The 8,294-nt window shown below is 46.3% G+C and carries 6 protein-coding genes; all 6 read left to right on the forward strand.

The features are described 5' to 3' along the window. The first annotated feature begins 112 nt into the window (after window positions 1-112). The 6 genes from HMPREF0240_RS22045 to HMPREF0240_RS22070 all read left to right on the forward strand — a co-directional run bounded on the left by HMPREF0240_RS22045 (window position 113) and on the right by HMPREF0240_RS22070 (window position 8,034). Complete coding sequence (locus HMPREF0240_RS22045; RefSeq protein WP_009005612.1) at window positions 113-3,403, forward strand: DUF5717 family protein; 3,291 nt, start codon at window positions 113-115, stop codon at window positions 3,401-3,403. A 120-nt stretch (window positions 3,404-3,523) separates the two neighbouring features. After that, entirely contained in the window at window positions 3,524-4,807 is a 1,284-nt protein-coding gene (locus HMPREF0240_RS22050; protein WP_009005613.1) for a DUF5716 family protein, read from the forward strand. Beyond that, a complete protein-coding gene (locus HMPREF0240_RS22055; protein WP_009005614.1) occupies window positions 4,782-5,549 on the forward strand; it encodes a hypothetical protein in 768 nt (255 codons plus the stop codon). Before HMPREF0240_RS22050 ends, HMPREF0240_RS22055 begins: the two co-directional genes overlap by 26 nt. Before the next feature lie 214 nt (window positions 5,550-5,763). Next, the gene (locus tag HMPREF0240_RS22060; protein WP_009005615.1) at window positions 5,764-6,612 is read left to right on the forward strand and encodes an amino acid ABC transporter substrate-binding protein; all 849 of its coding nucleotides are present in this window, start codon (window positions 5,764-5,766) and stop codon (window positions 6,610-6,612) included. Window positions 6,613-6,688: 76 nt separating this feature from the next. Next, on the forward strand, window positions 6,689-7,339 hold the full coding sequence (locus HMPREF0240_RS22065) for an amino acid ABC transporter permease (RefSeq protein ID WP_347462639.1): 651 nt from the start codon (window positions 6,689-6,691) through the stop codon (window positions 7,337-7,339). Window positions 7,340-7,350: 11 nt separating this feature from the next. Then, entirely contained in the window at window positions 7,351-8,034 is a 684-nt protein-coding gene (locus HMPREF0240_RS22070; RefSeq protein ID WP_009005617.1) for an amino acid ABC transporter ATP-binding protein, read from the forward strand. Window positions 8,035-8,294: the final 260 nt, after the last annotated feature.

Consider the following 8,294-nt stretch of genomic DNA (forward strand, 5'->3'; position numbering starts at 1 on the left):
CCTTCAAATTCTTTCATTCACCCGTTGCAAGAAATAGTATAAAGATGATATAATTCATTATAGCGTGCTTATGAAAAAATGCAACGAAAGAAACTATGAGTAGGTGACTAACTTGAAGAATAAGATTAAACGTCTTTCCAAAGGAGATTTTCACATTCCGCAGCCGGAGATTATTTTCCCCGAGACACGGATTATTATGCGTGTCGGTGAGGGGGAGATGTATAAGGGGAGTTTTTCCTTGCAGAACCAGGGCGAGGGGACTATCAGAGGGCTTGTATATCCCTCTTCTTATCGTGTCCATTGTGAGGAACAGGGCTTCGATGGGAACCCGGTTAATATCTATTATACATATGACGGTTCCGGGCTGGTGCCGGGACATGTTGAGCATGGCAGATTTACCATAGTCTGCAATGGCGGTGAGTATGATGTCGCTTTTACGGCAATCATAGAGAAGCCCTTTGTTATGACAAGCTATGGAAAGGTACAGAGCCTGGAAGATTTTAAGAAGCTTTCTTTCCGGGATCCTGCGGAAGCGGAGAAGCTGTTCCGTTCCAGAGATTTTTATGAGATATTAAAATATGAAGATAAACGTATCCAGGCCCTTTACGATAATATGCGCAAATGGGAGCTGGATCAGCAGGCCCTGGAGGAATTCCTCGTGGGCTGCAAGCAAAAAGAAAAGATATTCCTTACACTGGAGGAGGAGAGCCGCGCTTTTATGGAAGTTGAGGAGGCACGCAAGGAGACTCTGACAGTAAAGAAGAACACGTGGGGATATCTTTCTATTGACGTGCAGACGGAAGGGGAATTTTTGTCCGTGGAGCACGCAAAGATCACGACAGAAGAATTTATCGGGAATTCTTACCGCCTGGAATATGTTATCACACCTGAGAAGCTGCACCGTGGAAGTAACTTCGGTCAGATCACCCTCCAGACGCCTTATGAGACCCTGGCGTATGAGATCGTGGTGGAGAAGGATGTCAGACGTGAGGAGGAGCACCGCGCGGGTGACCTGGAATTCTGCAGTATTGTGAAACGGTACCTTACCTATGAAGCCGGCAGGATAGATCTGAATACATGGACAGAAGAGTCCCTGAAAAAGATTGAGCATCTCAGGGAGAAGGACAACAAGGATGAACTGTACCTTTTGGTACACGCGCATATCTGCCTTCTGGGAAAACGTATGGAAGAGGCAAAGTGGATTCTGGAATCCTATAATTATAACCGGTTTGCCATCGGTAAAAATGTAGAGATGAGTTCTTACTATCTATATCTCACCACTTTACTCAGCAATGATTCCATCGGACAGCGGCGGGTGGCTGAAGAGCTTTCAAAGTCTTACATGAAGCATCCGGAGAGCTGGCTTATTCTGTGTATGCTGGTGAATGTAGATTCGGAGTATAAGATATACAGTGAGCGCCTGCGTGCGCTGGAACGCCAGTTCTACGAAGAGAAGACACACAGCATATGGTTCTATATGGAAGCTTTTAAGTGTTTCCGGGATAAAAGCTCCTCTTTGAAAAAACTGGGTACATTTGAAGTCATGGTGCTGCATTTTGCCGCAAAGTACAAGCTGATGACAAAGGAACTGGCTCTGTACACGGCCAACCTGGCAAGCCAGCTGAAGAATTTCGACAGGCATCTGTACGAGACGCTGGTGCTGGCTTACAAGATGTATGAGGAAAACATGATACTTACAGCCATCTGTACCCTTTTGATCAAGGGCAACTGTATCGGCTTTGATTATTTTAAGTGGTATGAAAAAGCGGTGGAGTCTGAGCAGAAGATCGCACAGCTCTATGAATATTATATGGCTTCCATCAAGGAGAGCCATTTTCACAAGGCACTGCCCAGATCCGTGTACCTGTATTTTATGCACGGGAATACGCTGGATTATCACAAATGTGCGCTTTTGTATTCCAATCTGATTACATATGAGGATGAATCCAGCGAGATCTATGCGCATTACCGCGATGAGATGGAGGCTTTTGCCTGGAACCAGCTGGAGCGGCGGCATATTGACGAGCAGCTGAGAATTATATATAAACGTTTTATTGTAGAACGTTCCATGAATCCTGAGCGTATCAAAGCGCTGTATGATATCTGCCATGCCTATGAGATCACAACAAAGGTGCCGAATATGAAGTTCATCCATATCATAGCGGATGACGGAAGTATTACCCAGAAGGTTCCCTATACGGACCGCGGTGCCCAGGTATTTCTGTACGCCAAGACGGACCGGCTGGTGTGGGAATCAAGGGAAGGCAGACACTATACGGATTCGATTCCCTATGAAAGCAGGCGCATGTTCTATGAGCTGCGTTACATGGATATGTGCAAGAAGTATATCAACGGCATGCGCATGAACCGGCTGGAGGAGGCGGAGGAAACTCTGACTCTTGATATTGTGCGGGAAAAAGGCGTTGAGAATTATGAGGAAGAGGAACTATTTACACTCTGCAGCAAGAACATAAGGGAAAATAATTATGAGAATGACGATTTCCTGACATATATCTGTTTTGAATTATTTAAGAAGGGGCAGTACGATAAGGTAATCCTCACGTATCTTTCCAATTATTACTGCGGTGCAACAACGGATATGAAGCGGCTCTGGAGAGAGGCACGGGAGTACGAGGTGCATACCCATAAGCTGGCAGAGCGGATACTGACGCAGATGCTCTTCTCGGAAGAATTGTTTGCGGAGGTCCAGGTATTTGAAGAATATTATGCGGAGGGGGCATATTTCAGACTTCAGCAGGCTTATCTGGCTTATATGTCCAGGGGCTATGTGGTTGAGGAAAGAAAGATCAGCAAAAGCATAATCGATATCATATGCAGAGAATATGAAAAGGGAGAGGACACGATTGATATCTGCAAGATCGCGGTACTCAAGTACTACTCTAACAGAGAGTATAATTCCATGATACGGAAGACCCTCAAAAAGTTTCTGCAGGAACTCAGCGGCAAACAGATTTATTTCCCCTTCTTCCTGGCCTACGAGGAAGACTGGCTGATTGAACTTCAGCTCTGGGATAAGACGCTGATTGAGTATAAGGGACAAAAGGGCAGCCGTGTCATGCTTTACTACCAGCTGCAGAAAGGTGATTCCGAGGAAGTGGATTATTCCACAGAAGTTCTGACTCCGATGTATGAAAATCTGTATGTGAAGAAGTTCGTGCTGTTTGCCAACGAAAAGCTGAAATATTATTTCAAGGAAACAATTGATGGCAATACATACAGAAGTGACAAGGAAAGCTGTGTGAAGGAAGTTAAGAAAGGCGAATCCGGAAGATACGGACGCCTGAATGATATCCTGCTGGAGGACGGCAGGGACAGAGAGACAAAGATGAAAGCATATGCAGTGGAAGATGCAATTGCGGTACATATGTTTGAACAATATTAGTTTTAAGGCAACAATATGTCACTATGGCCCGGGAAGTACGGGCCATAGCCGGCAGAAAGTACTTTGCAGCCGCGGCAGAAACAAAGGGTCCCGGTTGTATAAGCGAGGAGGCTGTCTGTAATGGGACAAGGCAATATAATTGGATATGAGATAAACGATAAGACCTGCCAGATCAGTTTCTACAACGATCAGCAGCTGGAGCCGGAGACATTGGAGGTGGATTCTGATAATTTCCAGATCCCCCTGATTATCGGCAAGCTCAGGGATACATGGGCGTATGGCAAGGAAGCAAAACGACTGGTTACGATTAAAGAAGGGTTCACGGTCACCCGTCTGCTGGATAAGAGTCTGGCAGGTGAAAAGATCGAGTTCGGTGAGGAGACTTATGATGCGGTCTGGCTGCTTTCAAAGTTTGTGCAGATGTCGCTGCAGTCTTTCCCCCAGATCGAAGGAATCGTGTTCTCAGTGCCGGAACTGACGGAGGAGCTGGCACAGCTTCTGCGGGGGATTGCGGTTCGTATGAATATTGACAAGAGACATATATTTATTCAGGATTATAAGGAAAGCTTCTGTAACTATCTGTTTTATCAGCCCAAGGAGCTGTGGCAGTACGATGCGGCATTATTCTGCTGTGACAGGAATGAGATTAAGGCATATATGCTGCGCAGGCTGAAACCGGGACTGGGCGGAGGGAGGACGACTTTCGTTACAGTAGATGAGGTGGCGAGTGCCCATATGAAGGAACTGGCGGCCGTTTATCCGGTACTGAATGAAGATAAGGCGAAGGAGGCCGATTCACGTTTCTGCAAGTTTATTGAGAGCGTATTCGACAAGCGGATTGTGTCCTCAGTCTTTCTGACGGGGGAGGGATTTGAGAATAACTGGTATCCCACCTCTCTGCGCGTGCTGTGCAACGGAAGACGAGCTTTTATCGGAAACAACCTGTACAGCAAGGGGGCATGTTACACGGCCTACCGGAAGATGTTCATGCACATAGAGGATCCGGTGTATCTATCAGAGACAAAGCTGACGGATCAGATAACGGTAAATATGAGGGTAGACGGACAGGAGATGTGGTATCCGATCGTATCCTGGGGGGCACACTGGTATGAATCGAATAATCAGTGGGAAGTGCTCCTGGAGGATATGGAAAATATTGAACTGCATGTGGAGTCGCTTGTTCAGGGGACACTGAAGACCGAAGTGATTTCGCTGGAAAATTTTCCGAAACGGGGAGAATATTCCATGCGCATGCAGATAGAAACGCTGTTTTTGGATGAGAAGACATGTAAGATTACAGTAAGGGATGTAGGTTTTGGAGAATTCTACCTGCCTACAGATTTTCAGGAAGAGAAGATTATACACTTAGGAGGCAATGATGGGAAGTTTAATTCTTTGTCATGACAGACATGCAACGCATCCTTATGAGATTACAAGGATCCACTGCAAGATATATACAATTGAAGAATTATGCTATTATCTGTGCAACAATCTCTACCTGATTGACTACACGATCATGAATGAGCAGCTTTGTACCTGGCTGGACGAGGACATCGGGATGCCGGACCTGGCAGGAAAACTGCGGGACGTAATCCGAATGCACGGATCCGTGGAGAAGTTTGTTCTGACGATTCTGAAGAGTTCCCGGATATTCAGGGAACCGGAGATGATCCGGATCCAGAACGTACTGGAGAGGCTGAAGAATCAGAAGGATATTGAACGCCAGAAGTATAAAGGGGACAATCTGCTGGAGAGCGGTGAGATCGAGGAGGCAATTCTTGTCTATCAGGCGATTCTTAATGAAGATGCAGATGACAGCGTAGACCCCAAGTTTTACGGCAAGATATATGCCGGGCTGGGGGCCGCTTACGGAAGGCTGTTTCTGTACCAGGAATCGGCAAGGATGTACGACCGGGCTTATCAGATATGCGAGGACAGCACATTGCTGAAGCCGTATCTGTATGCGTCCTATAAGTATATGTCCTTGGAGGAATATCACATTCTGCTGACGAAGCATGATGATTATGTGGAAGTCAATGCCCAGATGCGACAGGAGATGGAAGATATTAAGAAGCACATACAGATGGAGCTCAATTCTGTTCTGCTTGAAAAGTGGAAACAGCAGTACAGGAGAAGCCATATATAAGATATCTTAAGTTTAAGAGACGTATATATAAGCAGTGATTAAATATCAACAATACAACCGCAGGGATTCATTATATCGGGCGAAGAATGGCAGGCGCATTTCTGCTTCAGAATTGACAACAGAGCAGAAATGTGTTATTATGTCTAAGCATTTTAGCGTGGTAAAGTAATCAATTAGTAAAAGAATAAAGCGCCACGGCAAGGAGGACGTACCTATGAAAAGAAAGATTGCATTAGCAATGGCAGCTGCACTTGTGCTGACAACAGCGCTGGCAGGATGCGGCAGCAAAGCGGAGGACACAAAGTCAGACGATTCCGCAAAGGACAATAAGAAAACAGAAGCAGTAAGCGAAGAGAAGAGTGAGGGAGACAGCTTTACAGTAGGGTTTGACGCAAGTTTCCCGCCGTACGGCTACAAAGATGAAGAAGGAGAATATGTAGGGTTTGACCTGGACCTGGCACAGGAAGTCTGTGACAGAAACGGCTGGGAGCTGAAAAAACAGCCCATCGACTGGGATGCCAAGGATATGGAACTCAGTTCAGGCACCATCGACTGTATCTGGAACGGATTCACCATGAATGGCCGTGAGGATGATTATACATGGTCAGATCCGTACGTAGATAACAGTCAGGTTGTAGTAGTTGCCGAGGATTCCGGAATTAAATCACTGGAAGATCTGGCAGGAAAGCTTGTGGAAGTACAGGCAGATTCCTCTGCACTGACAGCACTGCAGGAAGACCAGAAGGAACTGGCAGATACATTCGGCCAGCTGACACAGGTGCCGGATTATAATACTGCATTTATGGATCTGGAAGCAGGCGCAGCAGAAGCGGTTGCAATGGATGTAGGAGTGGCAAAATATCAGATCGAATCCCGCGGCGGCGGATACATAACACTGGACGAGACCATTTCTTCCGAGCAGTATGGAATCGGATTTAAAAAGGGCAATGAGAAGTTAAGAGACCAGGTGCAGAAGACGCTGGATGAGATGGCTAAGGACGGAACATTCATGACCATCGCAGAAAAATGGGGCGTGGAAGACGCTGTATGCTTAGGCAAATAAAAATCAAAAGTAAGAATGTAAAAGGTCAGAATAGCCATCTGGCCTTTTATATAACCCGGAGGTCAGGAAAATGAAGATTAGTTTTATGGCAATGATTAGCCAGTTATCAGGAGGCATGATAGGAACAATAGGGATATTTTTCTCCACTGTTTTGTTTTCACTGCCGTTAGGTTTGCTAGTGGCATTTGGAAGAATGTCGAGAATTAAAGTCATCCAGTGGATTGCAAAAGTATATATCTCTATCATGCGCGGGACACCGCTCATGCTGCAGCTGATGGTGGTCTATTTCGGGCCGTATTACATATTCGGAATCCGGATCACGGCGTCTTACAGACTGACTGCGGTACTGATCGCTTTTGCAATCAATTACGCCGCATATTTTGCGGAGATTTACCGCGGGGGTATCGAATCGATGCCGGTTGGTCAGTACGAGGCGGCAAAGCTGCTTGGATATAACAGGGTGCAGACGTTTTTCCGCATCATTTTTCCGCAGGTAATCAAACGGATTCTCCCATCAGTAACGAATGAAGTAATTACACTTGTTAAAGATACTTCTCTGGCATTTGCCATTGCCTATGCGGAAATGTTCACCACTGCAAAACAGATTGCGGCATCGCAGACTTCAATTGTTCCGCTGGTGGCAGCCGGGATATTTTATTATCTGTTCAACTTGATTGTAGCGGTAGTAATGGAATTTATTGAGAAGAAACTGAATTATTACAGATAGGAGGAAATGTCATGAGTCTGTTAGAAATGAAACATATTAAAAAGAGCTTTGACGAAGTCGAAGTGCTGCAGGACATTTCCCTGAAGGTAGACGAAGGAGAAGTCCTGGCGGTGATCGGCCCCTCCGGTTCCGGCAAGTCCACACTGCTGAGGTGTGCGACGAATCTGGAGACGCCGGATGCGGGAGAGATCCATTATGAAGGAGAATTCGGGCTGGTATTCCAGAATTTTAATCTCTTTCCGCATTTCTCTGTCATGAGAAACATCACAGATGCACCGATCAAAGTGCAGAAACGCGAGAAAGAGGAAGTCTATAAAGAAGCGCGCGAGCTTCTGAAAAAAATGGGCCTGGAGGACAAGGCGGATGCGTACCCTTACCAGCTGTCAGGCGGGCAGCAGCAGCGGGTTTCCATCGCAAGGGCCCTTGCCATGAATCCAAAGATCCTGTTTTTTGACGAACCGACTTCCGCACTGGATCCGGAGCTCACAGGTGAGATCCTGAAAGTAATTAAAGACCTGGCTGCGGAGCATATGACCATGGTAATTGTAACCCATGAGATGAATTTTGCCAGAAATGTCGCCGATCATATCATATTCATGGATAAAGGCGTAATTGCAGAACAGGGAACACCGGAAGAAGTGTTTGGGTCTGACAATACAAGAATGAAAGAATTCCTGGGGAAACTCTCCAGATAAATCGGGATTTAGCTCACGAGCTTTAGTCTCGGGAGCGGATGGAGGGGGCGCTTACCGTGAGCCGGGACGGACTGTGAAAAACACCTGTCCTGTTGGAAATACAGCCGCTGCGCCAAGCAGCAGTAAGAGGAAATCCGCAAAATCAGCGTGAACCGAACACATTCACCGCTTAATCTGGTGATTAAGCGGCTCAGGTGTTCTAAAAAGCAGCTTCGGAAGCTGCTTTTTTCACGCTGATTTTGCGGATTTCCTCTAACTGC

The organism is Clostridium sp. D5 (genome assembly GCF_000190355.1).
In the GTDB taxonomy this organism is placed as follows: domain Bacteria; phylum Bacillota; class Clostridia; order Lachnospirales; family Lachnospiraceae; genus Faecalicatena; species Faecalicatena fissicatena_A.

What these genes read in the sequence shown, in the direction of transcription:
- HMPREF0240_RS22050 (WP_009005613.1), top strand. Translation starts at nt 3,524, where the DNA reads ATGGGACAAGGCAATATAATTGGATATGAGATAAACGATAAGACCTGC.
- HMPREF0240_RS22055 (WP_009005614.1), top strand. Translation starts at nt 4,782, where the DNA reads ATGGGAAGTTTAATTCTTTGTCATGACAGACATGCAACGCATCCTTAT.
- HMPREF0240_RS22060 (WP_009005615.1), top strand. Translation starts at nt 5,764, where the DNA reads ATGAAAAGAAAGATTGCATTAGCAATGGCAGCTGCACTTGTGCTGACA.
- HMPREF0240_RS22070 (WP_009005617.1), top strand. Translation starts at nt 7,351, where the DNA reads ATGAGTCTGTTAGAAATGAAACATATTAAAAAGAGCTTTGACGAAGTC.